Here is a 23,909-nt window from a genome sequence, read left to right on the forward strand (position 1 = left end):
ACGATGCACGGCGGCGACGTGTCCAAGGCGGTCGCGGCGGGCCTGCGGTGCCGCCCGGTCGAGGAGACGGTGGCTGACACGTGGGCCTGGCTGCGCGGCATCGGCGGCCGCGCCCCCACCCGCTCCGACCGGCCGGCGGTGGGCCTGGACCCGGAGACGGAGGCCCGGCTCCTCTCCCTCGCCGGCTGACGCTTCCTACGCCGTGCGGTCCGCCCCGCCTCCCGCGGTGCTCTCACCAGGCTTTTGCCGATCACTAAGATGAGGCCGTGGGGATCGAGGGCGGGCCGTGGGAGAGCCTGGTCAGGACGCCTCTGAGGATCCCGCTGTCGTTCGTGCCCTGGCGTTCGGCCGCCTATCTGCTGAGCGGGTCACTGGTCGCGGTCGTCTGGCTGCCGGCGGCGCTGGTTCTGCTGGCAGCCGGAGGGTTGACGGCGCCGATCCTGGTCGGCGTGCCGGTGCTGAAGCTGCTGCCCCGGTGGGTGGTGGCGCTGGGCCGGGCCGAACGACTCCGGCTGCGGCTGGTGGACCACCGCCCCGCCGTCTCGCCACACGGCCGCTCCCCGGCCGGCACCCGGGTGCTTCTGGCGGAGGCCGCCACCTGGCGGGAGGCCGGGCACGGCCTGCTGCTGTGCCTGCTGGGGCCGCTCAACGCGGTGTTCGTGGTGGTGCTCGCCCTGGTGGTCGGTGGGCCGTTGGCGGCGCCCGTGTGGGGCCGGTTGCCCGGTGCGGCGTCGGTGAACCCCTCCTGGCAGAGAGTGATCTCCGATCCAGCGCTCTCGTGGGGTGCGGCCGCCGTCGGGCTCCTGCTGGGAGTCGTCACCGCCTACCTGGTGACGGCGGTGGCCGCGGCCGAGGGGGCGCTGGCCCGGACGCTGTTGACGAAGCCGGCGGGCGAAGAGCTGGAGCTGCGGCTGATCGAGGCCGACCGGTCGCGGGCCAGGCTCGCCGACGCGTTCGACGACGAGCGGCGACGGCTCGAACGCGACCTGCACGACGGCACCCAGCAGCGGCTCACCGGGCTGATCATGACGTTGGGGCTGGTCCGGATGGAGCTGTCGGCGCAGCCGGCGGAGGTCAGGAAGCTTGTCGACAGCGCCTACGACGAGGCCCGCCACACGCTGGCGGAGCTGCAGGCACTGGTCCGCGGCATTCACCCGGCCATCCTCACCGACCGCGGGCTGGCCGGGGCGCTCACCGAGGCGGCCAGGCGGTGCCCGGTGCCGGTGACCGTACGTGTGAAGGGCATGGACGACCGGCCGCCGGCATCGGTGGAGTCGGCCGTCTACTTCGCCGGGTGCGAGGCGCTGACCAACCTGGCCAAGCACAGCGGCGCCGGCGGCGCGGAGCTGCTGCTGCGCGGCGCACCCGGCCGCATCGTCCTGCGGGTCCGTGACGACGGCGTGGGCGGGGCCGACATCCGGGGCGGCACCGGCCTGACCGGGCTGGCCGACCGGGTGGCCGCGGTCGGCGGCACCGTGAGTCTGTCAAGTCCGGAAGGCAGGGGAACGACCCTGCGCGTGGAGGTTACGTGGACGTCGTGATCGCGGACGACTCGGTGCTGCTGCGGGAAGGGCTGCGGCACATCCTGGAGCGGTTCGGGCACCGGGTGGTCGCGTCGGTCGGCGACGCCACCGAGCTGCTGGCGGCGGTGGACGCGCGGCCTCCCGACATCGCCGTGGTGGACGTGCGGATGCCTCCCGGCTTCCGCGACGAGGGGCTGCGGGCGGCGCTGCGCATCAGGACCACGCATCCGGAGGTGGCGGTGCTGGTGCTGTCCCAGTACGTCGAACGGTCCTACGCGCTGGAACTCCTGGGGTCCGGCTCGGGGCGGGGCGTCGGCTACCTGTTGAAGAACCGCGTCGGCGAGATCGAGGACTTCCTCGTCACGGTCGGCAGGGTGGCCGCGGGCGGCACCGCCATCGACCCGGAAGTGGTGGTCAGGCTGCTGGAGGACCGCCGCGACCGAGAGGGGCTCGACCGCCTCACCCCGCGCGAGCGCGACGTGCTGGCGTTGATGGCCGAGGGCAAGTCCAACGGCGCCATCGCCCGGGTGCTCGTGGTCAGCGAGGCGGCGGTGCTCAAGCACGTGGGCAACATCTTCGCCAAGCTGCTGCTCGAACCCAGCGACGAGGAGCACCGCCGGGTCGCGGCGGTGCTCCGCTACCTGCGCGACGGCGACGGCTGACGCGACAGCGACGGCTGAACCGACGGCGGCAGCTGAACCGACGGCGCGCAGGTGTCAGGCCGGCGTCGACGTGGCGCGGCGCAGCATCAGCCCGGTCGGCACCAGCGCCGACACCAGCACCACCAGCACGCACGCCCCGGCCACCGTCCCGACCTCGGTCCACGGGAAGGCCGTGGGCGCTTCGAGGCCGAGCCCGCCGAGCACCGAGCGCAGCCCCAGCACCGCGACGCCGGTCACCGCCACGCCGAGCAGAACACCGGCGGCGGCGACGCACAGCGCCTCCCACAGCGCCATGCGCAGGACCTGGGCCCTGCGCGCGCCGAGGAGGAGCAGCCTGGCGAACTCGTCGCTGCGGGCCCCGAAGGACAGTGCCGAGGTGTTGGCCACGGCGACGAGCGTGTAGGCCACGGCGAACCCGGCCAGCGCGATCGCGCCGATGCGCATGCCCTCCTGCCGCGCGCCGGACATGACCGCCATGATCTCCTCTGTGCGGTCCGTCCGGAGCGCGGGATGGCGCTCGCCGATGCCGGTCCGGACGGCGTCGACCCGAGCCCGGGTCACCGGCTGCCCGGATTCCAGGGTCACGTGGACGGCGGTCCAGCGTGCGCCTCCGGCGAGCAGGTCGCGGGACACCAGCACCCCGCCGCCCAGAGGGGAGCCGTCGAACACCGCCACCAACGAGGGACGGGCCCGCGTGCCGTCGGGCAGCTTCAGCTCCACCCTCTCCCCCAGCCGCCACCCGAACGTCTCGGCCTGGCCCCGGTCGGCCGCGACCGCGCCGGACCGTAACGCACCCAGGTCGCCCTCGACCCGCGCCAGGTTCATCACCCGCGACACGCCGTCCGGATCGACTCCCATCGCGCTCACCGTCCGGACCGTCCGGTTGGCGAACACCTCCACGTCGCCCGACGCGACAGGCGCCGCGGCGGCCACCCCGGGCAGGTCGCGCAGCGAACCGGCCGCCTCGGCCGCCCCCGGCCCGGACACCACCAGGTGCGACCGCCACACCTGGCGCGAGTCCGCGGCCATCGCCTCGCCCAGCAACGTCGTGCCGCCGAGCAGCGACCCGGCCAGCCCCACGGTGATGAGCACGGGACCGGCCGTGGCCGCCGTGCGCCGGGGCGCCATCCGCACGTTCTCCCGCGCCAGCTCGCCCGTCGCGGACGTCCAGCGCGCCAGCGGCATGGTCACCAGCGCGCCGACCCAGGCCGTCAACGCCGGTGACAGCAGCGCGAAGCCGAGCACCAGCGGCATCGACACGAACATCGTCAGCGGCGCCCGGCCGTCCGGCGGCGCGATCGGAACCAGAGCCGGCATGCCCGCGCCGCAGGCCAGCGCCGCCAGGCCGCCCAGCCGGCGCCCCTTGCCGATCGGCTGGTCGGCCAGCGACGCCGCGCGCATCGCCTCCACCGGGCGTACCGACCCGGCCCTGCGCGCCGCGGTGATCGTGGCGACCAGGCCGACGGCCACACCCGACACGAAGCACCCCGCCAGCGCCCCTCCGGACACGGACGGCGCGAACCCCTCAGGCAGGAGCCCCTGCCACCGCAGCAACCGGGCCACCGCCGACGTGAACACCGGCGCCAGCAGCACGCCCAGCGTGGAGGCGACCAGCGCGGCGAGTGCCGCCTCGGCCATCACCATGCCTCTGACCTGGTGGGGGGCGGCGCCGACGGTGCGCAGGACGGCCAGCTCCTTGCGGCGCTGCGCGACGATGAACGCGAACGTCCCGGATACCACGAAGACGGTGACGAACACACCGATCACGGCCAGCATGACGAGCAGCGCGCCGGACTCCGCGACCGCTTCCCGTACGGACGCCGGGGTGTGCGGGGGCAGTGCGGCGCCCGAGGCGAGCATCGAGGTGGCGGCGCCGGCGAAGGCGACGCCGAGAGTCAGCGCCACCACCGCGCCGGCGAAACCGGACGTCCGGCTGCGGAGCGTCAGCCAGGCGACCGTGAACAGGGTGCGCAGACGGACGCCCCGCTCGACGGGCAGTTCACGGATGGCCGCGGCGGTGGACGTGGCATTCACGCGGTCTCCAGTTCGGCCAGGCGCGCGGCGACCGAGCGCGAGTCGGGGGAACACAGCTCGTCCACCAGCACGCCGTCGGACAGGAAGAGCACCCGATCGGCGTGTGAGGCGGCGAACGGGTCGTGCGTCACCATCACCACGGTGTGGCCGCGCTCGTCCACGAGCCGCCGCAGCAGCGCCAGCACATCCCGGCCCGAGCGGCTGTCGAGTGCGCCGGTCGGCTCGTCCGCGAAGATCACCTCAGGCTGGACGGCGAGGGCCCGCGCGATGGCCACGCGCTGCTGCTGGCCGCCCGACAGCTCGGCGGGACGACGGTGCATGCGCTCGCCCAGTCCGACCAGCGTGAGCACCTCGCGCGTCCACTCCTGGGGCGGGCGCCTCCCCGACAGCCGGATCGGCAGCGCCACGTTCTGCGCGGCGGTGAGCGAAGCGATGAGGTTGAACGACTGGAAGACGAACCCCAGGCGGTCGCGGCGCAGCTCGGTGCGCTCCCGCTCGCTCAGCGTGCTCAGATCCACGCCGCCGACGAGCACCTGGCCGCCGGTCGGCTGGTCCAGCCCCGCCGCGCAGTGCAGCAGCGTGGACTTGCCGGAGCCCGACGGTCCCATGATGGCGCTGAACGAGCAGGCCGGGAACGTGGTGCTGACCTCGCGCAGCGCCGCCACCTCGCGAGGCGCGATGCCGTATGTGCGGGTCAGCCCGACCAGGCGGACGGCGTCCGAGGCGGCGGTGCGCCCGGAAGGGGACGCTGTTGGTCTCATGCCGCCCAGTCAAGCGCGGACGGTCCCGGGGCACCCTGGCGGCGACGGGAGACCTGGAGGTGGTGTTCGCACTACCAACGGCGCCGACCTGGAGGTACGCGCCGTCCCCGGATCGGCGGCATCGCGGTCGTGACAGGGCCGCCTCCCGCTCGGCGCCCGGTGCGGTGTAACGTCCGATCATGGACACGTTGGCCGTCGAACAGAACGGCATCAACGCCGTTCCACCCGAGGAGCGACGCGGCAGGGCGGCCGACCTGTTCTGGCCGTGGGCCGGCTCCAACCTCTCGCTGTTCGGCGTGGCCTTCGGCATCTACATCGTGGGGCTGGGGCTCGGCGTCGTTCCCGCGATCCTCACCGGGGCGCTGGGCTACGTCCTCTCGTTCGCGCTGGTGGGGCTGGTGGCGATCGCCGGGACGCGCTCCGGCGTGCCGACGATGACGCTCGGCCGGGCGCCGTTCGGCTACCAGGGCAACAAGCTGCCCGCCGTGTTCTCCTACGTCTCGAACGTGGGCTGGGAGACCGTCCTCGTCACGCTGGCGGCGCAGGGCGGCGCGGCGATCCTGGGCCGCGTCGCGCCGGGTGTCCCCCCGACGACGGCCACGGCCGTCTGCTTCGCCGTCGCCGCGCTCGTCACCATCGCGGTCGGCGTGTACGGCCACGCGATGATCATGGCGGTGCAGCGGTACCTGACCTACGCCTTCGTCGTGCTGACCGTCGTCTACATGATCCTGATGGCTCCTCGCCTCGGCGCCGCGCTGGAGACGACGGGCGGGCCGGGCGACTGGGCCGGCGGCGTCATCTTCGCCATGACGCTGCTGGGCCTCGGCTGGGTCAACTGCGGCGCCGACTACTCCCGCTACCTGCCCGCCTCGACCCGGCCCTCGTCCGTGGCGCTGTGGACGACGCTGGGCGGGGCGCTGCCGCCGATGGTGCTGCTGGTGTTCGGGGTGCTGCTGGCCGGCGGCGACGCCCGGCTGGCCGAGGCGGCGGGGGCCGACCCCGTCGGCGCGCTGGCCGGCGCGCTGCCGACCTGGTTCCTGCTGCCCTACCTGCTGACGGCGATCGGCGGGTTCCTGGCCGGGGCGATCATGGACATCTACTCCTCGGGCCTGTCGATGCTGGCGCTGGGCGTCCCGGTCAGGCGCCACTACGCGGTGCTCATCGACGGCGTGCTCATGGTGCTCGGCGGCTACTACCTGCTGTTCGTCTCGACCAGTTTCCTCGCCACGTTCCAGGCGTTCCTGGCGATCATCGGCGTGGTGATGGCGGCCTGGGTGGCGGTGTTCCTGGTGGACATGTGGCGGTGCAGGGCCCACGGGCGCGGCTACGACGAGGCGCTGCTGCGGCCGGGCGGGCGCGCGTTCCACTGGCCGGGGCTGGTCGCGCTCGTCGGGGGCGCGGTGGTGGGCATCGGGCTCATCTCCTCGGCCGACCCGAACATCGCCCGGGTCGTCGGTTTCCTGATGAGCGAGGAGATGCGGGCGGGCACGTTCGGGTCGGCCAACATCGGCGTGGTGGTGGCGCTCGTGCTCGCCGGAGCGCTGTACTTCGTCCTCACCGCGGCCGGCCGTCGCCGCTGACCTCAACCTGCTGACGTCAGCCGGCTGACCTCTACCTGCTGACGTCAGCCGGCTGACCTCTACCGGCTGACCTCAGCGGCACCGTCGCCAGGCTGCCCTGACCGGAAGACCTGCGGATACTACGCTTGGTAAGCGTATGAACGCATGGTCGGCGGTGAGGGGACGGACGGCGCCGTGGATGGTCCACGGCGCGTTCGGGCTGCTGCTCGTCCTCGCCGTGGCCGGCGTCGCGGGCGAGGGCCGCGTCCTGGCCGGCCTGGGCGGGCTGCTGCTGGGCGTCCTCTACGCCGCCGGGGTGGTGCCATTCGAGGCCGAGAGCGGGCCCGCGCGGGTGGCACTGGCCGTCGTGACGCTCGGCTGGGGGCTGCTGGCGATGGCCTCCGCCTGGTACGTCCTGCCCGCGGTGCCGCTCGTGTTCGCGTGGACGCGGCTGGCGCCGCTGTGGGCGGCGATGTTCGGCGTGACGCTGCTGGGCTGCACGTCCGTCCTGTCGGTGAGCCGGCAGGTGGGCGGCGTCTCGGCGCTCGCGGTGCTCGGGCCGCTCGTCGCCATGGCGGTCGCGGCGCTGCTCGCCCTCCGGCGGCCGGAGGCTTCCCCCGTCACGTACGCCCTGCGAGCGCCAGGGGGCCGCCATCACGCCGATCCCGGCACCGGCAGCGGCACCCGAGCCCTGCCCGGCGGCGGGGCCCGTCATGGAGCCGTCCGCGAGCCGGACCATGGGGCCGGTCACGGCGGCGGCCCGAGGGCTGGGCATGGGGCCGCCGGGTGGTGGGCGGGGGAGGCCGGCGAGCCGGAGGCGGCCCCCGGGCAGCCGGCGGTGCGCAGGTCGTCGCTGGTGGGGGCGGTGCGCAGGCTCAGCGAGGCGACGGCGGGCCGCACCCGCATCCCGGTCCGGTTCGGGGTCTCCGGCACGCCCGTCGAGCTGTCGCCCGCCCACGACGCGGTGCTGTTGCGGGTCGCGCGGGGCGCGCTGGGCAACGTCGGCAGGCACTCCGGGGCCCGGAACGCCGGGGTGACGCTGACCTACCTCGACGGCCTGATCATGCTCGGCGTGTCCGACGACGGCCGCGGCTTCGACCCGTACACGACCACCGGGCGCGATCTGCGCGACCTGCGCGCGCGGGTGGAGGCGCTGGGCGGCACGCTGACCGTGCGGTCCGTGCCGGGCGGCGGCACCGCCGTGGTGGCCGGCCTGCCCCGCTGACCGTCCCGTCCTGGTCAGGGGGTGACGATGGGGAAGTCCGGCCTCGGGTCGTCCAGCACGGCCACCAGCCGTTGCAGCGCCCCGATGCTCCCCTCGCGTTCGACCCCCTCCACGCCCCTGCCCGCCAGCAGGCCGACGAGCTGGGCCTTCGTCAGCCTCAGCGTGAGATCCACCGGCTCGTCGGGCGGGTCGGCCTGGTGCACGAACGCGCCGTTGGACAGCGTCGTCCGGTGGCGCTCCCCCAGGTCGGTGAGGTGCCAGTCGATGGACAGGCGCTCGTTCCACGCTCTGGGCCCGTGCACGCGGATGGCGATCGAGTCGAAGATCTGGTCCACGCCGAGCGCCTGCGCCAGGTCGGGGCCGGCACTCGCGGTGACGGCCGGCGCGATGCCGTCGGTCAGCTCCCGAGCGCCCGTCAGATAGAAGTTGCGCCAGGTGCCGTTCTCGGCGCCGTACCCGAGCCGGGTGTAGACGTCGGCGAGCAGGTCGCGCGCCTCCTTGTTGCCCTCGTCGGCGAAGACGGCATGGTTGAGCAGTTGCGCGGCGAAGCGCAGGTCGCCGTCGCCGATGTAGCCCTTGGCCAGGACGACCACGGCGGCCCCGCCGCCCAGGCACTCCACGTAACGGATGGCGCTCTCGCGCGGCGGATGCTCCCACAGGTGGGCCGGGTTGCCGTCGAACCAGCCCAGGTAGCGCTGGTAGACGGCCTTGACGTCGTGGCTGAGCGAGCCGTGGAAGCCGCGGGCGTGACAGGCGCGCTCCAGCGGGGGCGGCAGCCGCAGGGTCTCGGCGATCTCGGGGCCGGTCAGGCCCTTGTTCATCAGCCGCACCGTCTGGTCGTGCAGGTAGGCGTACAGGTCGCGCTGCTGCGTCAGGAAACGCGTGAGGGCCTCCGCGCCCCAGGTGGGCCAGTGGTGCGAGGCGAAGGCGACGTCGGCGCGCCCGCCGAACAGGGAGATCGTCTCGGTCAGGTGGCGCGCCCACGCGCGGGCGTCGCGGACGGCGGAGCCGCGCAGCGGCAGCAGGGTGTGCTGGTTGTGGGTGGCGTTCTCGGCGAGGCAGAGGGCGCGGTGGTCGGGCAGGAGGAAGTTCGTCTCGGCCGGCGCCTCGGTGCCGGGGGTGAGCTGGAAGACGATCCGCACCCCGTCCACGACCTCCTCCTGGCCGGTGCGGCCGACGCAGAGCGTGGGCGGGAGGAGCGACACGGTGCCGGTCGAGGTGGCCATGCCGAGGCCGGCCCCGATCTGGCCGTACGGCGAGCGGTCGAGGGCCTGGCCGTACATGTAGACGGCCCGGCGGGTGATCGCGGGCCCGGCGTAGACGTGCTCGGTGACCGCGTGCTCCATGAACCCGGCCGGGGCGAGGATCGGCACGCCGCCGCCGGTGACGCCGCGCACGCCGCCGAAGTGGTCCACGTGGGCGTGGGTGTAGATCACTCCGGTGACGGGCCGGTCGCCGCGGTGCCGGCGGTACAGGCCGAGCGCCGCCTCGGCGCACTCGACGGACAGGAGCGGGTCCACCACGACGACGCCGGTGTCGCCCTCGACGAGGGTCATGTTCGACAGGTCGAGCCCGCGTACCTGATAGACGCCGCCGGTCACCTCGTACAACCCCTGCCTGGCGCACAGCCGTCCCTGCCGCCACAGCCCGGGATGCGCGGTGCCGGGGCACTCCTCCTCCAGGAACGCGTAGGGGTCGGAATCCCAGACGACCCTGCCGTCGGCGGCGGTGACCACGCCCGGCGTGAGCCGGGCGACGAAGCCTCGGTCGGCGTCCGCGAAGTCGTCGTGATCGTTCGGCTGATCGTGGAGCGGAAGGTCGGCCATGCTCACCTGCATGCCCGGCCGACGGTACGGCCACGGTCAAAGCAAAGCCTCTTTATCCGGCAAGTCACACAAACACCCCTGCGACCTGGCCCACGCCGCCGGGCGTGATGGCCTCGGACGGGCGGCCGGCCTCGTGGAGGTCCCTCCGATGCTTCACGCCGGGCACGTGACGCCGAGCCGCCGAGCGGCAGACACCGTAAAGCGCCCTTATCCCGAGATAGTTTCCATATGCGGGTACATCGATGATCATCCTGACTAGGATGATCCAGTGATTTTTACAAGATCGACAAATCGGGGGAGGCGTGCTCTCTCCGGGCTCACCGCCGCGGCCGTGCTGCTGGGTGGCCTCGTGGCGCCGGCCCAGGCGCACGCGGAGGTGGACGACGGCTCCGTGAGCACGCTCGCGAAGTTCCTGCGACAGGCACTCGACAGCCAGCAGTTCGAGCAGGTCCTGGACACCAACCCGCCGACGAGCACGGCCGAGCTGAACGCGCTGCGGCAGGACGGCGCCGACAAGGAGGCGAAGCAGCTTCCGCCGAAGGCGGAGCTGCGCGCGGCAGCGGCGGCGGCGGCGCCGATCACGCAGCAGCCCCAGATCGACCTGACCGTCATCGAGCTGAACAGGCTCGGCCGCCCCGTCTCCTCCGGCACCGTGCTGATGAGCCCGCAGTACCCGGACGGCAAGGCCGTACCGGTGGACGACAACCTGCACACCACGGACGTCCGCTGGAGGCAGTGGGACGACGCCGGCTGGTACGCCAACCGCGGCCAGGGCAGCATCGACATCGTGCCGGGCCGCGAGAACGCCCCCATCGACTTCATGAGCCCCTACCCCGCGTCGGTGCTGAAGCTGATGGTGGCCTTCGGCGTGCTGCGACTGGTGGACGCGGGCCGGATCTCGCTCGACGACACCTACGCCTACCAGCCGGTCACGGTCAGCTCGCTGTGCGGCCCGGCCGGCAGCGACACGGTCCGCAACTACCTCGACGCCTCGCTCACCTGGTCGTCCAACGCCGGCACCTGCGCCATGGTCAAGCTGCTGCACGACAAGGGCGCGGTCGACGGCCTCAACCAGACCTTCCAGGATCTCGGTCTGGAGACGCTGCAGCTCAAGAACACCAACCCCGCCAACGGCGCGCGGTGGGGCAACCCCGTCACCATGAGCTCGCTCGACACGGCGAAGCTGCTGATGCTGGTCAACGGCGGGGTGGGCACCCTGTGGAAGACTCCGGGCGGGACCAGCGTCACCGCCGGCGTCCTGAGCGACGCCTCCCGGACGTTCTTCAGGAGCAGGCTGGCCGAGCAGGGCATGAACGTCACCCTGTCCACCACCAACTGGTGCGGCGCCGGCTACCCCGCCCCCGGCATCCCGCAGCTCACGCCCTCGCGGTGGATCGGCGCCGACGGCACCGTGACGATCCCCGGCCACGGCATCTCCTACGGCCGCGACGTGCGACCGTGCAACCAGAAGGCCGAGGTGACGTACGCCCACAAGAACGGCTGGGTGAACAACTCCGGCGCCGACGCCGGCATCGTGAAGGCCCTGCCCGGCAAGGGCGGTCGCACCTACATCGTCGCCATGTTCTCCAACCTCGGCTACCAGTACGTCGACGCCGACCGGCCGCCGGCAGGCACGGAGAACGTGTGGTTCACCGAGCGGCTGGCCAAGCTCGGCAAGGTCATCGACGAGTACGAGAAGCGACGCTCCTCCTGACCTTCGCAGCCCGGGCCGAGCCGAGCGGCCGACGCGGCCGGAGTGCCCGCCCTGCCGCACCCCTGCCCGGGCCTGTGGAGCTATCCTCTGGGAAACGTGCGTGACATCACGGTTTTCAGCGGAAGCGCCCACCCTCAGCTTGCCGAGGAGATCTGCGCCCACCTCGGGACGCCGCTCCATCCCGTCCAGATCAATCGTTTCGCCAACGACGTCCTCGAAGTCCAGCTGCAGGCCAACTGCCGCGAACGCGACGTCTTCCTCATCCAGCCCCTGGTCCCGCCGGTCCAGGAACACCTCGTCGAGCTGCTGCTCATGCTCGACGCCGCGCGTGGCGCGTCCGCCGCTCGCACGACCGTCGTCCTCCCGCACTACGCCTACGCCCGTTCGGACAAGAAGGACGCGCCGCGCATCTCGATCGGCGCGCGGCTGGTCGCCGACCTGATGGTGGCGGCGGGCGCGAGCAGGGTGCTGGCGATGACGCTGCACTCGCCGCAGGTGCACGGCTTCTTCAGCGTGCCCGTCGACCACCTGCACGCCCTGCGCGAGCTGGCCGGCCACTTCCGCCGGTACGACCTGTCGAACGCCGTCGTCGTCTCCCCCGACCTGGGCAACGCCAAGGAGGCCGCGGCCTTCGCCCGGCTGCTCGGCACCGAGGTCGCGATGGGCGCCAAGCAGCGCTTCAGCGACGACCGCGTGGTGATCAGCTCGGTGATCGGCGACGTCGCCGGCAAGGACGTGATCATCCTGGACGACGAGATCGCCAAGGGCAGCACCGTCATCGAGCTGCTCGACCGGCTGCGCGAGCGCGGCGTCAAGTCGGTGCGGGTCGCCTGCACGCATGGCCTGTTCGCGAGCGACGCGATCGAACGGCTGAGCGCGCTGCCCGAGGTGGTGGAGATCGTCTGCACCAACACGGTGCCGCCGCCCAGGCCGAGCGACAAGCTCACCGTCCTGTCCATCGCTCCGGCCCTGGCCGAGGCCATGCGCCGGATCCACGACGGCGAGTCGGTGAGCGCCCTGTTCACCACGCCCTGACGACCTTGCCCGGCCCGCGCGGCGGGCGTCCCGGTGAGCCCGCCGGCGGCCGTCAGCGCCCCGGTCTCAGTCCTCTTGGCCGGAGGCGTCGCCCGTGGGGGCGTCCCCGTCACCGCACAGCGCCTGCCGGTAGAGGGCCGAGAGCGCGCCGTCGATGGGGTGGGGCTGCGGCCTGCCCGAGGCGTCCAGCTTGTTCCACCTCACGAGGTTCATCGCGACGGACATCTGCCGCTTGCCGTCCGCACGGGTCCATGACGCCGTCGCGGCCCCCCAGACCGTGCCTTCGAGGCCCCAGAAGGTGCCGCAGCCTGTGACCCTGGCCTTCAGGCCGAGCCCGTAGTCGATCGTCTCCCCGGTCTGGGAGATGACCTTGACCATGCGCTGCATCTGCGCCAGCGACGACCGCTTGACGATCCTGCCGGCCAGCAGCTCGGCGTAGAAACGGTTGAGATCCTCCATGGTCGACACCAGAGAGGCGCTGACCCCCACCCAGGACATGTCATAGACGCTGTAGTCGCGCGGCGGGTCGATCAGACCGAAGAACGCCTCGTACATCCGCGAGTGCGGTCCCTCGATACGCGGCCGGGCCGGAAACTCGGTGTGCCGGAGGCCGGCACGCTTGATGACGTTCTCGGTGATGTACTTCTCGGCCGTGGTGCCGGTCACCTTCTCCAGGAGAAGGCCGAGAAGCAGGTAGTTCGTGTTGGAGTACACCCCCGGACTCCCTCCGGGCGTGCCGACGGCGGGGGCCCTGACCCCCATCTTGATCAGCTCGGCCGGCCGGAACCGCCTGAACCGGTTGTCGTCCAGGCTCTCGGGCGACATGTCCGGCAGCGAAGGGTACTTCGCCAGGGACGGGAACGCATGAGGGAGGTATTCGGCGATGCCGCTGGTGTGGTTCAGCAGCATCCGCACCGTGATGCGCCTACCGCGCTCACCGGGAACCAGGTCCGGCAGGTAGCGGCCGATCGGCGCGTCGAGCCGGATCCGGCCCTTCTCGACCTGCTGCAGGATCGCGGCGGCGGTGAAGGTCTTGGTGATGCTGCCCACGCGCTGCCGCATGTCCGGCCGCACCGGTCGGCCGGTCGCGAGATCGGCGACGCCGGAAGCGCCCCGCCAGACCTGGCCGGCGTCGCGTACCTCCGCGTACACACCCGGCGTCCCCGCGCGGTGGACGCCGTCCAGGGCGGCCGCCAGTCCCTCCCGGTCGAGCCCGGTCGACCGGGCCGTGCCGCTCGCCGGCACGGCCCTCGTCTCCGCGGGCACGGCACCTGCCGCCGGCATGCCCGCGCCGATCAGCACGGCCACGCTCGCGAACGTCACCAGTCGGATCCTCACAACACTCGTCCTCTCATGATCGATGACCGCGACGGGCACCCCGTGTTCCCGGAACCCCCGGCTCACCGGCCGGGAAGGCGCGACGACGGGTGCGGTCCGACCGACACGCCGGCGTGCGGCGCCCGCAGCGCGCGGGAGACGCCGGTCCCCGCGAGGAAGGCGGCGACACCGTGTACGGCGTGGCTCGCTCCCATGACCGCAATCGTCGTCAGGCCGGGGTTCGACGGCATCCCACCCGCGGAGTCATCTGCCGCTACCCCATCGGGACCGACGACCGCGCGCACTACCGCGCCGGGAGCAGTCCGGACACGGCACCGGTGGTGAACGGATCGGCGGGACGGTTCAGATCCCGTAGGCGTCCTGCACGCCGGGCACGACGAGCCGCATGTACATGTCGGCCATCTCCTCGGCCGTGTACGGGAGGTCGTTGTCCAGCCACCACATCAGCAGGCCGAGCAGCGAGGTCAGCAGGAACTCCGCGGTGACCTCCACGGGCACCGCGCCGTCCCGGTGCGGCAGGAACTCCGGCACCCGCCGCGCCATGACCTCCTTGAGCCTGCGGCGCAGGCCGGCCCGCATCACCTCCGCCCCCCGCTTGCCGGCCAGCGCCCTGTACAGGTCGCGCTGCCGGTCGGCGTGCTCGAAGGCGGCCAGCACCGGATTGGGCTCGGCACGGCTGGCGAAGTGGCGCTCCAGGTGCTCCTCGAACGCCGCCGCCAGCTCCTCCAGGTTGCCGAGCAGGAGGTCGTCCTTGTCGGTGTAGTGCGCGTAGAAGGTGGAGCGGCCGACGTCCGCGCGGTCGATGATGTGCTGCACGGTGATCCGCTCGTAGCCCCTCTCCAGGATCAGCTCCACCAGGGCACGGCGAAGGAGTTCTCGGGTCCGCCGCACCCTGCGGTCCGTGCCGGCTGCCGGCATCGACGCCTCCAGGGTTCGGAACACTGCATTCAGCACCATACGCCGTGTTCACGAACAGCCGGCCCGCGCCGACCCCGTCACCGGGCGGACAGGAAGGCGAGCAGATCGTTGTTGAACCGGTCGCGGTGGCTGACGAACAGGCCGTGCCCGGCGGCGGGGTACTCGTGGTAGACGGCACCGGGGATCAGCTTGGCGGTGCGGCGGGCGGTGACGTCGACGGGTGCGGAGAAGTCGGCGTCGCCGTGGACGATCATCGTGGGCACCCTGATCTCGGGCAGCGTGGCCCGGTGGTCGAAGTCGACGACGTTGCGCTGGCACTGGCGCACCGCCCACGGTGAGGTGGCCAGGCACTGGCGAAGGGTGAAGTCGATCTGCGCCGGGGAGACGTCGTTGCCGAGGTGGGTGGCGAAGAACGCCTGCGCCTGCCGGGCCAGCCACTTGGGCCGGTCGGCGTCGAGCTCGGCCAGCGACGCGTCCAGCAGCGCGCCGGGGACTCCCTCAGGATTGTCGTCGGTCTGCCGGAGGAAGGGCAGCATGGCGGAGGCCAGCACGACCCGCGCGATGCGGGCGTCACCGTGCCGAGCCAGGTAACGGGCCACCTCGGCGCCGCCCATGGAGTGGCCGACCAAGGTGACCTCACGCAGGTCGAGGTGCTCGATCAACGCCGCCAGGTCGTCGGCTCCGGTGTCCAGGTCATAGCCGTTCGACGGGCGATCAGAGCGGCCGTGCCCGCGCCGGTCCAGGGCGATGCAGCGGTGGCCCCGCTCCACGAAGAACGGGATCTGGTACTCCCACATGTCGGAGCAGAGCATCGAGCTGGCGACGAACACCATGGGCTGCCCCTGACCGTAGTCCTCGTACGCCAGGCGGGTGCCGTCGGGGGTGGTGAAGAACATCTCCGTGACTCCGTTTCATGGTGGGGGCGGGTGACGCGACACGAAAGATCTTCACGCCCGGTGGGTAGGCGTGTCGATTACGTCCGAGGTAAGCCTCCGGCCGGGCGGGGCGGCAGCCGGCCGCCCACGGCCGATCAGCGATCAGCGCTCAGGACGGCAGCGGCGCATGTAGTACGCCCAGGTCAGGGCGAGCACCATCGGGCCCCACAGGTTCAGCGGACTGACGCACACGGTGGCCAGGATCTCCCACCAGACGTTCTCGTAGGCGACCGGGTCGACGGCGCCGGCCCATTGGAGCACCGTCTGCACCGGCAACACCGACAGGATCGCGCCCCCGGCCACCGCGGGGACGATCGCGGCCATCGGCGGGACGCGTCGGCCTCCGAGGAAAGGGATCCGGCCCGGGACGATCTCCCCCCACCGGCGCACCAGACCGATGCTCAGCAAGGCCGCCACCTCGGACAGCACACTCAGCCCGAGGATGTACGGGACTCTGATCCACAGCTCCGGCATGTCCGTGGCGTGGATCTGACCCATCGGGAAGTTCGCGGCGAACGGAAGCCGCCAAAGGCAGGAGGGCAGCACCAGCAGCGGAACCGCGTAGGCGGCACGCAGCGCCCAGCGTGGGACGGGCCGTTCGGTGTCACTGGTGGCGGGGGCCTGGTGCAGGAGCTTGCTGATCACACCTCCACCTTCTCGGGACCCCGCCCCCGGAACATCACCTGAGTGAGTGAACGCTCTCCCCCACCCGGGGGAGACCCCGAGCAATCGTCCGCTCGCAGATAATCCGCAGCGGGACTGCTTGGGTAGTCTGGACGGCATGACAGCGATGGCTCCCACGCGCACCGAGACGGATCTGTCCTTCCTGCTCGACCACACCAGCCACGTGCTGCGCACCCAGATGACGGCCGCGCTCGCCGAGATCGGCCTGACCCCGCGCATGCACTGCGTGCTGGTCCACGCCCTGGAGGAGGAACGCACGCAGATCCAGCTCGCCGAGCTGGGCGACATGGACAAGACCACGATGGTCGTGACCGTCGACGCACTGGAGAAGGCCGGGTACGCCGAGCGCCGCCCGTCGAGCACGGACCGGCGCGCGCGGATCATCGCGGTCACCGAGGCCGGCGCGGCCGTCGCCCAGCGCAGCCAGGAGATCGTGGACGGGGTGCACCGGGCGAGCCTCGGCGCGCTGCCCGACGACGAGCGCGAGGTGCTGGTCCGCGCCCTGAACCGCCTGGCGACCGGACACCTCGCCACCCCTGCCGAGACGACCCAGCAGGCACGCCGGGCACGGGGAAAATAGATCCGAAGAGGATCGTCTATTACAAAACCATCTGCTACGGTCTCTCTTGTCGACTTGAGACGGGAGAGACGATGTCGAACGTGCGAAGCTCACGCTGGACCGCGCTGGGCGTGCTGTCCGCGACGGGGCTGATGACGATCCTGGACGGCAGCATCGTGACGGTGGCGATGCCCGCCATCCAGAAGGACCTGGGCTTCTCGCCCGCCGAACTGAGCTGGATCGTCAACGCCTACCTGATCCCCTTCGGTGGCCTGCTCCTCCTTGCGGGAAGGCTGGGCGACCTGATCGGGCGCCGGACGATGTTCCTGGCCGGAAATGTGATCTTCACGCTCGCCTCCCTGCTGGCGGGTGCGGCGACCGGTCCCGGCCTGCTGGTCGCCGCCCGGTTCCTGCAGGGCGTCGGGAGCGCGCTCGCCTCGGCCGTGGTGCTGGGCATCCTGGTGACGCTGTTCACCGAACCCGCCGAGCGGGGCAGAGCAATCGCGATCTTCAGCTTCACCGGCGCGGCGGGCGCGTCGATCGGCCAGGTCCTGGGCGGAGTGCTCACCGACGCCCTGAGCTGGCCGTGGATCTTCTTCATCAACGCGCCGATCGGGATCGTCACCGTCGCGCTGGCACTGCGGGTGCTGCCCGCCGACCGCGGGATCGGCCTGGCGGCCGGTGCGGACGTCATCGGCGCCGTGCTGGTGACCGCCGGACTCATGCTGGGCATCTACACCGTGGTCAAGGTGGAGGAGCACGGCTGGCTGGCCGTCCACACCCTGGGGCTCGGCGCGGTGTCGATGGCCCTGCTCGCCGCGTTCGTCCTGCGGCAGGCGGCGGCGAAGGCGCCGCTCATGCCGCTGCGGATCCTGCGCTCCCGCAACGTGGTCGGCGCCAACCTCGCGCAGATGCTGACGCTGTCGGGCATGTTCGCCTTCCAGATCCTCGTCGCCCTCCACATGCAGCGGGTCATCGGCTACGGCGCCCTGGAGACCGGTCTGGCGATGCTCCCGGCCGCGGTGGGCATCGGCTCGATCTCCCTGTTCGTCTCCGCGCGGCTCAGCGCCCGCTTCGGCGCCCGCGCCGTCCTGCTGGCCGGCCTGCCGATGCTCTTCGGGGCGATGGTCCTGCTCACACAGATCCCGGTGAACGCCGACTACGTCATCCACCTGCTCCCGGCGATGGTGCTGATCTCGGGCGGCGGGCTGGTGCTCCCGGCGCTGGCCACGCTCGGCATGTCCGGTGCGCGGGAGAGCGACGCGGGGCTGGCCTCCGGGCTGTTCAACACCACCCAGCAGGTCGGCATGGCCATCGGCGTGGCGGTGCTGTCCACGATGGCCGCCTCACGCACCGGGGAGCTCCTGGCCGCCGGAGCGGGTCAGGCGGCCGCGCTCACCGGCGGGTACCGGCTGGCGTTCGCCATCTCCGCCGGGCTGCTGCTCGCGGCGTTCGCCGTGGCGCTCGTCGTCCTTCGCCGGCCCGTCCCGGCCGCCGACCGTCCCGCCCAGGAGGAGGCGCTGGAGGCCTCCCCCGCCGCCTGACACCCCACCCGCTCACGCCCGGCGCGCCACGGCACGCCGGGCGCTTCCCCATGCGGGACGGCCCGGCACACGAAGCGGCCCCGCCCAGCGAGGCGGCCCGCACGCGGAGCGGCCCGCACGCGGAGCAGGCCCGCGCACCGGAGCAGCCCCGCACATCGGTGCGAACCCGTACGCGGGGCCGGTCAGGGGGTCGCTCACAGGCAGCGGGTGAGCCGGGTGAGCGCCTCGGTGATCTGGGCGGGGGTGAGGCCGAGGTCGGAGCGCTGGTAGCCGTACACCTCGGGGGCGAGCGGGGCGAGCAGGGCGTCGACGAGCGCGTCCGGCGCGGGGGTGCGGGCGGCGACGAGCAGCGAGCGGACGTGCGCCCGCCAGAACCCGTACGCGCCGGTCTCGAACCGCGACCGGCCGACCTCGCTGCCGAGCACGAGGTGGGCGTGGTCCTCCAGGAGCCGCACCATGGCGGCGTAGAAGGCCGCGAGACGTTCGGCCGGCGGCGCGCCGGGCCCGAGCGGCGGCTCGCCGCGCAGGAGTTCCTCCTGCAGGGCCCGCTCATGCTCGTCCAGCAGGGCCACGGCAATCGACGCCCGGTCGGGGTAGCGGCGGTAGAGCGTGCCCCGGCCCACCCCGGCGGCCTTGGCGATCTCCTCCATCGTCACTTCGTGCGGCGGCCTGGCGGCGAACAGGGCGGCGGCGGCCTCCAGGATCCTGGCGCGGTTGCGCGCGGCGTCTGCTCTCTCCATGCCGCACAGTCTATGTGGACACATCGTCCGGTTATGCTTAAATGGACACAGTGTCCGCTTATAGATCGGAGCGATCATGTTGCTGCACCTGGACGCCAGCGCGCGCCGCGCCTCGTTCTCCCGCGAGCTGTCGCGGCGCTACGCCGAGAGGTGGCGGTCCGCCCACCCGGACGCGGGGTACGTCTACCGGGATCTGGCCGCCGCTCCCGTGCCGCACATCGGCGAGGCGTGGACCGAGCTGTGCGACTACGTCCTGGAGCACGAGATCACCGACATCACGCGCTACAAGGAGGCGGTGCGCACCCCCGCCCAGCAGGACGCGTGGGCCGTCGTCGAACCACTGCTCGACGAGGTGGTCGCGGCCGAGGTGATCCTCATCGGCACGCCGATGTACAACTTCTCCATCCCCTCGTCGCTCAAGGCGTGGATCGACCAGATCACCTTCCCGAAGATGTCCCTCGCGGGCCGCTCGTTCGTGGTGACCGGCGCCCGCGGCGGCGCGTACGGCCCCGGCACCCCGCGCGAGCCGGTGGACCACGAGGAGCGCTACCTGCGCGACTTCTTCAAGGGTCACTTCGCGGTCGAGGACGTGACGTTCGTGCACGCCGAACTGGTCAACGCCCGCCTCGATCCGGCGCTGGCGCACCTGCGCGGCGCGCACGAGGAGTCGCTGGCCGCCGCACTGGAGGCGGTGTCGCGATGAACTGGCTGGTCCTCGTGCTGGCGGGGCTGGTCGAGGTGGCCTGGGCACAGAGCATCAAGCCGACGCAGAACTTCACCCGGCCGCTGCCCACCCTGCTCTGCCTCGTCCTGATGGCCGCGGCCGTGTGGCTGCTGTCCCAGGCGATGAACACGCTTCCGGTCGGCACGGCGTACGCCGTCTTCACCGGGATCGGCGCCGTGGGGGCGATCGCGCTCGGGATCGTGCTGCACGACGACCCCGTCTCCGTCGGCCGGATGGCCGCGCTGGCCCTGATCGTCGGAGGGATAGTGTTGGCCCGAGTCACGACCTGAAAAAGGACGGAAAGGACGGTCATGGCGGACATCAGGCAGATTTACCTGACGGCGGCGGAGTCGGCCGTGACGCTGCTGCACGATCCCGCGGTGGCCGCGGCCTGGGACAAGCCGAGCGCGCTGACCGAGTTCAGCGTCGCGGGCCTGGCCGGGCATCTGGCGCACCAGCTCGTCCGGGTGGCCGACGCGCTCGAGTCGGACGCGACGCGGGAGCCGGTGAGCCTGCTCGACCACTACACCATGTCGCCGTGGGTGCAGGCGGGCCTCGACCACGAGAGCAACGTCGGCATCCGGCGCGCCGGTGAGGCGTCGGCGGCCGGCGGCGCCGCCGCGCTGGCGGCCGGGACGGCCGAGCTGCTGGAACGCCAGCGTGTCGCGCTGCCCGCCGAGCCCGCCGGCAGGGTCGTCCATCTCGCCTCGTCGGGCTGGTCGCTGCGGCTGGACGACTTCCTGCTCACGCGCGTGATGGAGCTGGTCGTGCACTCCGACGACCTGGCCGCGAGCGTGGGCGTGGACACCCCGGAGCTGCCCTCCGCGGTCATCGACCCGGTGGTCGAGCTGCTGGCGCGCCTGGCCGTGCACCGCCACGGCGCGACGGCGGTGATCCGCGCGCTGAGCAGGACGGAGCGGGCGCCGGCCACGATCAGCGCCTTCTGAGGGCCGGGCCGGACAGGGCCGGGCCGGATCGGCCACGCGCTTCCGACGAGGTCAGCGCCCGCCGTCCGGGGTGCGCGGCCTCTGGCGCATCGCTGTGTCGTCCCGGCCGTGCGGGGTGCGCTTGGCGGCGTGGTCCCGGCGCCATTCCTCGGCTGCCTGGATCATGGCCTGGCCGACTCGGTCGAAGAACTGCCCGATGTCCCGCAGCCGGGTGCCGGCGGGCGTGGTCGCGCCGAGGGTCCGGGCGCCCTGACGGGCGAAGTCGGCCAGCATGGCGTTCTGCCGGGCGCTGGCCATCCATCCGCGGAACCAGGCGTCGGCGTCGATGACGTACCGGTCACGCCGCCGGCGGGGGTCCCGCTCGCGCCTGATGAGCTCCTGGTGCTCGAGTTCGCCGACGGCCTTGGAGATGGAGGCGGGGCTGACCTGGAGCCGCTGGACGAGCTCGGCGGCGGTCAGGCTGCCGCCGTCGGTGAGGTACAGGCAGGCCAGCACCCGGGCCGTCATCCGCGGCAGGCCCGTGCCGACCAGCATCGTGGTGAACTGTTCGGCCAGCTCGTCCACCGCCTCGGGGTCACGCCCGTACGCGTCGGTGGCGGTCGACGCGGTCGGGGACGGCCCGCGGCGGCGAGCGCGCCCTTGGGTCGCCCGCTGTGCCAGGTCGGCGCGGTAGCCGCCGGGGCCGCCGTTGCGGGCCACCTCCCGGGTGACGGTGGAGATGGGCCTGCCCAGACCGCCGGCGATCTCGGTGTAGCTGAGTCCCGCGGCCAGCCCCTCGGCGATCTTCTGACGGTCCTCGTGGGTCAGTCTGCCTCCGGGCATCGGTCACACCTTCCGTATCACGTCCTGCGATGCGGCCAGTATTGCGTTCGCGGACACCTCATTGCAAGTCACTAGGGCCGACTTGCGTTCACCCACACCACCATTGCAAAACGACCGCCGACTTTCCTGCTAAAACGGGAGTTCTGGCTGTTTTTTGATTGACGAAACAGTGAAAGCAAGTTAGCTTTCAGTTATTCGTGAACGCGTGAACTCCGAGAGGAACCGCAATGACCAGGACTCTTTCCGCCCAGGCAGGGCTGCTCATCGCCGCGTTGGCGGTGACGGCCTCGACGTTGGCGGCCCCCGCGGCATCCGCCGACGCCGCCTCCGCTCGGCCCGCGGTGCAGCGCGCCCTCGACGCGGCCGTGGCCAAGGGGGGCGCCCCCGGCATGGTCGCCGAGGTTCGCGACCGCAAGGGGGTGTGGTTCGGCTCAGCGGGCGTGGCCGACATCAGGACCGGGCGCAAGCGGCTACAGGCGGAGCGGTTCCGCATCGGCAGCACCACCAAGGCGTTCACCGCCACCGTGGTCCTGCAACTGGCCGCGGAGCGCAAGCTGACGCTCGACGACACGGTGGAGAAGTGGCTGCCCGGCCTCGTCCAGGGCAACGGGTACGACGGCCGCAGGATCACCATCCGGATGTTGCTCAACCACAGCAGCGGGATCTTCAACTACGGCAACGACGCGGAGTTCTTCGCCAAGGGCACGGGAGACGCCTGGTACGAGCACCGCCACGACTCCTACACCCCGGAGCAGCTGGTGAGGATCGGGCTGACCAACGCCGCCGGACCCTACTTCGAACCGGGCAAGGGCTTCGGCTACTCCAACACCAACTACTTCCTGGCCGCCATGATCATCGAGAAGGTGACGGGAAGGACCTACGGCGAGGAGGTCCACCGGCGCATCATCCGCCCGCTCGGCCTGACCTCGACCTACCTGCCGGGGACCGAGTCGAAGATCCGCGGCGCGCACCCGCGGCACTATTCCACCCTGTTCTCCCCGGACCCCGACCCCGAGCTCCACGACGCGACCGAGATGAACCAGTCCTTCGCCTGGGCGGCCGGCGGCATCGTCTCGTCCACCGGCGACCTCCAGCGCTTCTTCCGCGCCCTGCTGGGCGGGCGCATGCTGCCGCCCGCCCAGCAGCGCGAGATGTTCGACAACCCCGTCGACACCAGCGTGACCGGCAAGGCCCACCCGTGGATCCCCGGCACCCGCTACGGACTGGGCGTCTTCACCCAGAAGCTGTCATGCGGCGGCGCGGTCTGGGGCAACGGCGGTCTGACGTACGGCTCCTGGACGTACGCCATGGGATCGCGCGACGGCAAGCACCTGCTCACCAGCCAGATCAACGGCGATCGGAGCAGCGGCCTGAGCGTCCTCACCGGCGTGCTCGAGGCCGAGTTCTGCCCGGCCACGTCCCGATGACCGGAGGCAGGACGCCAACTATGGAATGAATCGTTCCGTTCTGCTAGTATAAGAACAGAACGATCCGTTCCAAGGAGAAGGAGTCCGCCATGACGATCCTCGTCACCGGAGCCACCGGGACCGTCGGCCGCCAGCTCGTCGCCGAGCTCGTCCAGGCGGGGCACGTGGTCCGCGCCCTCACCCGTGACCCCGGCCGGGCCGCGCTCCCCGAGGGCGTCGAGGTGGTCGCGGGCGACATGGCCGACCCGGACACCCTCGTCCCCGCCTTCGACGGCGTCACCGCCGCGCACCTCATCAACTTCGCCGGCGACGACTACGCCCCGCTGGAGCACGGCGACCGGATCGTCGAGCTGGCCGTCAAGGCGGGGGTCCAGCGGGTCACCGTGCTCGGCGGGCGCGCCGACGGGCCGCTGGAGCGGGCCCTGGCCGCCACCGAGCTGGAGTGGACGCTGCTCCACCCGGTCGAGTTCATGGCCAACACGCTCAGGTGGTGGACGCACTCGGTGCGGTACGAGGGCGTCGTCAAGGAGCCGTTCGGCGACCGGCTGAGCGCGATGGTGCACGAGAAGGACATCGCCGCCGTGGCGGCCGTGGCGCTGACCGAGACCGGCCACGGCGGCAGGACGTACACCCTGACCGGACCGCAGGCCCTCACGACCAGGGAGAAGGTCCGCATCCTCGGCGCGGCGCTCGGCACGGAGATCGCCTTCGTCGAACTGAGCGAGGACGAGGCCCGCGCCCAGTGGCGGGCGGTCGGGATGGGCGAGGAGACGATCGGGTTCCTCGTCGAGGCCCTCGGCAACACCCCCGAGGAGGGCTACACCGTGGTGCCGACCGTCGAGCAGGTCACCGGCCGGCCCGCCCGGAGCTTCGCCGCGTGGGCGGCCGAGCACGCCGACGCCTTCCGCGCCTGAGTCCCCCGAGGCCCGTGG

Annotated in this window: 23 protein-coding genes and 1 pseudogene; 14 read left to right on the forward strand and 10 right to left on the reverse strand. The window is 72.2% G+C overall.

Annotated features, from left to right (window positions below; genetic code table 11):
* The 3 genes and pseudogenes from CXR44_RS40830 to CXR44_RS12655 form a co-directional block, all read left to right on the forward strand.
* Positions 1-189: pseudogene (locus CXR44_RS40830) on the forward strand (reductase); the annotation flags it as partial.
* A 77-nt stretch (positions 190-266) separates the two neighbouring features.
* Positions 267-1,541: a sensor histidine kinase gene (locus CXR44_RS12650; protein ID WP_219601775.1), complete on the forward strand. Its 1,275-nt coding sequence runs from the start codon at positions 267-269 to the stop codon at positions 1,539-1,541.
* Positions 1,529-2,185, forward strand: a complete 657-nt coding sequence (locus CXR44_RS12655) for a response regulator transcription factor (RefSeq protein ID WP_219601776.1) — start codon at positions 1,529-1,531, stop codon at positions 2,183-2,185. The genes CXR44_RS12650 and CXR44_RS12655 overlap by 13 nt, the downstream gene beginning before the upstream one ends.
* Before the next feature lie 54 nt (positions 2,186-2,239).
* Here CXR44_RS12655 and CXR44_RS12660 read toward each other — a convergent pair whose 3' ends face one another.
* Both CXR44_RS12660 and CXR44_RS12665 read right to left on the reverse strand, forming a co-directional pair.
* A complete protein-coding gene (locus CXR44_RS12660) occupies positions 2,240-4,219 on the reverse strand; it encodes an FtsX-like permease family protein (protein ID WP_101785907.1) in 1,980 nt (659 codons plus the stop codon).
* Positions 4,216-4,980 carry an ABC transporter ATP-binding protein gene (locus tag CXR44_RS12665; RefSeq protein ID WP_101785909.1) on the reverse strand — a complete coding sequence of 255 codons (765 nt, stop codon included), beginning with the start codon at positions 4,978-4,980 and terminating at the stop codon, positions 4,216-4,218. Before CXR44_RS12665 ends, CXR44_RS12660 begins: the two co-directional genes overlap by 4 nt.
* Positions 4,981-5,159: 179 nt before the next feature.
* On the opposite strand from CXR44_RS12665, the gene CXR44_RS12670 reads away from it, so the two are divergent.
* Both CXR44_RS12670 and CXR44_RS12675 read left to right on the forward strand, forming a co-directional pair.
* On the forward strand, positions 5,160-6,560 hold the full coding sequence (locus tag CXR44_RS12670; protein WP_101785911.1) for a purine-cytosine permease family protein: 1,401 nt from the start codon (positions 5,160-5,162) through the stop codon (positions 6,558-6,560).
* 136 nt (positions 6,561-6,696) lie between these two features.
* Complete coding sequence (locus CXR44_RS12675) at positions 6,697-7,764, forward strand: sensor histidine kinase (RefSeq protein WP_144069939.1); 1,068 nt, start codon at positions 6,697-6,699, stop codon at positions 7,762-7,764.
* 14 nt (positions 7,765-7,778) lie between these two features.
* On the opposite strand, the gene CXR44_RS12680 is transcribed toward CXR44_RS12675, so the two are convergent.
* Positions 7,779-9,602, reverse strand: a complete 1,824-nt coding sequence (locus CXR44_RS12680; protein ID WP_245899116.1) for an alkyl/aryl-sulfatase — start codon at positions 9,600-9,602, stop codon at positions 7,779-7,781.
* 319 nt (positions 9,603-9,921) lie between these two features.
* Between CXR44_RS12680 and CXR44_RS12685 the strand changes: the two genes are divergently transcribed.
* The gene (locus tag CXR44_RS12685) at positions 9,922-11,304 is read left to right on the forward strand and encodes a serine hydrolase (protein ID WP_219601777.1); all 1,383 of its coding nucleotides are present in this window, start codon (positions 9,922-9,924) and stop codon (positions 11,302-11,304) included.
* A gap of 96 nt (positions 11,305-11,400) precedes the next feature.
* Positions 11,401-12,339, forward strand: a complete 939-nt coding sequence (locus CXR44_RS12690; RefSeq protein ID WP_101785918.1) for a ribose-phosphate diphosphokinase — start codon at positions 11,401-11,403, stop codon at positions 12,337-12,339.
* Positions 12,340-12,405: 66 nt separating this feature from the next.
* On the opposite strand, the gene CXR44_RS12695 is transcribed toward CXR44_RS12690, so the two are convergent.
* The 5 genes from CXR44_RS12695 to CXR44_RS12710 all read right to left on the reverse strand — a co-directional run bounded on the left by CXR44_RS12695 (position 12,406) and on the right by CXR44_RS12710 (position 16,175).
* Positions 12,406-13,662 carry a serine hydrolase domain-containing protein gene (locus CXR44_RS12695; protein ID WP_245899117.1) on the reverse strand — a complete coding sequence of 419 codons (1,257 nt, stop codon included), beginning with the start codon at positions 13,660-13,662 and terminating at the stop codon, positions 12,406-12,408.
* Between the two features lie 77 nt (positions 13,663-13,739).
* Complete coding sequence (locus CXR44_RS41665) at positions 13,740-13,871, reverse strand: hypothetical protein (protein WP_281260267.1); 132 nt, start codon at positions 13,869-13,871, stop codon at positions 13,740-13,742.
* Between the two features lie 148 nt (positions 13,872-14,019).
* Positions 14,020-14,619: a TetR/AcrR family transcriptional regulator gene (locus CXR44_RS12700; protein ID WP_180903363.1), complete on the reverse strand. Its 600-nt coding sequence runs from the start codon at positions 14,617-14,619 to the stop codon at positions 14,020-14,022.
* 53 nt (positions 14,620-14,672) lie between these two features.
* Positions 14,673-15,491, reverse strand: coding sequence for an alpha/beta fold hydrolase (locus CXR44_RS12705; protein WP_101785923.1), 819 nt, complete (start codon positions 15,489-15,491; stop codon positions 14,673-14,675).
* A 141-nt stretch (positions 15,492-15,632) separates the two neighbouring features.
* Positions 15,633-16,175 (reverse strand): hypothetical protein, encoded by a 543-nt coding sequence (locus CXR44_RS12710; protein WP_101785925.1) that lies wholly within the window; start codon positions 16,173-16,175, stop codon positions 15,633-15,635.
* A 136-nt stretch (positions 16,176-16,311) separates the two neighbouring features.
* Between CXR44_RS12710 and CXR44_RS12715 the strand changes: the two genes are divergently transcribed.
* Entirely contained in the window at positions 16,312-16,794 is a 483-nt protein-coding gene (locus tag CXR44_RS12715; RefSeq protein ID WP_101785927.1) for a MarR family winged helix-turn-helix transcriptional regulator, read from the forward strand.
* Positions 16,795-16,874: 80 nt separating this feature from the next.
* Positions 16,875-18,317, forward strand: a complete 1,443-nt coding sequence (locus tag CXR44_RS12720; RefSeq protein ID WP_425437413.1) for an MFS transporter — start codon at positions 16,875-16,877, stop codon at positions 18,315-18,317.
* A gap of 194 nt (positions 18,318-18,511) precedes the next feature.
* Here the strand turns inward: CXR44_RS12720 and CXR44_RS12725 are convergent, their stop codons facing one another.
* A complete protein-coding gene (locus CXR44_RS12725; protein ID WP_101785932.1) occupies positions 18,512-19,057 on the reverse strand; it encodes a TetR/AcrR family transcriptional regulator in 546 nt (181 codons plus the stop codon).
* A 76-nt stretch (positions 19,058-19,133) separates the two neighbouring features.
* On the opposite strand from CXR44_RS12725, the gene CXR44_RS12730 reads away from it, so the two are divergent.
* The 3 genes from CXR44_RS12730 to CXR44_RS12740 are packed head-to-tail and all read left to right on the forward strand — an operon-like array spanning position 19,134 to position 20,728.
* Positions 19,134-19,760 (forward strand): FMN-dependent NADH-azoreductase, encoded by a 627-nt coding sequence (locus CXR44_RS12730; protein WP_101785934.1) that lies wholly within the window; start codon positions 19,134-19,136, stop codon positions 19,758-19,760.
* Complete coding sequence (locus CXR44_RS12735; RefSeq protein ID WP_101785936.1) at positions 19,757-20,071, forward strand: DMT family transporter; 315 nt, start codon at positions 19,757-19,759, stop codon at positions 20,069-20,071. Before CXR44_RS12730 ends, CXR44_RS12735 begins: the two co-directional genes overlap by 4 nt.
* 21 nt (positions 20,072-20,092) lie before the next feature.
* Positions 20,093-20,728: a maleylpyruvate isomerase N-terminal domain-containing protein gene (locus CXR44_RS12740; protein WP_101785938.1), complete on the forward strand. Its 636-nt coding sequence runs from the start codon at positions 20,093-20,095 to the stop codon at positions 20,726-20,728.
* A gap of 51 nt (positions 20,729-20,779) precedes the next feature.
* On the opposite strand, the gene CXR44_RS12745 is transcribed toward CXR44_RS12740, so the two are convergent.
* Positions 20,780-21,550, reverse strand: coding sequence for a GbsR/MarR family transcriptional regulator (locus tag CXR44_RS12745; protein WP_101785940.1), 771 nt, complete (start codon positions 21,548-21,550; stop codon positions 20,780-20,782).
* A gap of 227 nt (positions 21,551-21,777) precedes the next feature.
* Here CXR44_RS12745 and CXR44_RS12750 point away from each other — a divergent pair, with 227 nt between their 5' ends.
* Together CXR44_RS12750 and CXR44_RS12755 are read left to right on the forward strand one after the other, a co-directional pair.
* The gene (locus CXR44_RS12750; RefSeq protein WP_101785942.1) at positions 21,778-22,977 is read left to right on the forward strand and encodes a serine hydrolase domain-containing protein; all 1,200 of its coding nucleotides are present in this window, start codon (positions 21,778-21,780) and stop codon (positions 22,975-22,977) included.
* 89 nt (positions 22,978-23,066) lie between these two features.
* Positions 23,067-23,891 carry an NmrA family NAD(P)-binding protein gene (locus tag CXR44_RS12755; RefSeq protein WP_101785944.1) on the forward strand — a complete coding sequence of 275 codons (825 nt, stop codon included), beginning with the start codon at positions 23,067-23,069 and terminating at the stop codon, positions 23,889-23,891.
* Positions 23,892-23,909 lie beyond the last annotated feature (18 nt).

Source organism: Nonomuraea indica, assembly GCF_002850745.1.
Classification (GTDB): domain Bacteria; phylum Actinomycetota; class Actinomycetes; order Streptosporangiales; family Streptosporangiaceae; genus Nonomuraea; species Nonomuraea indica.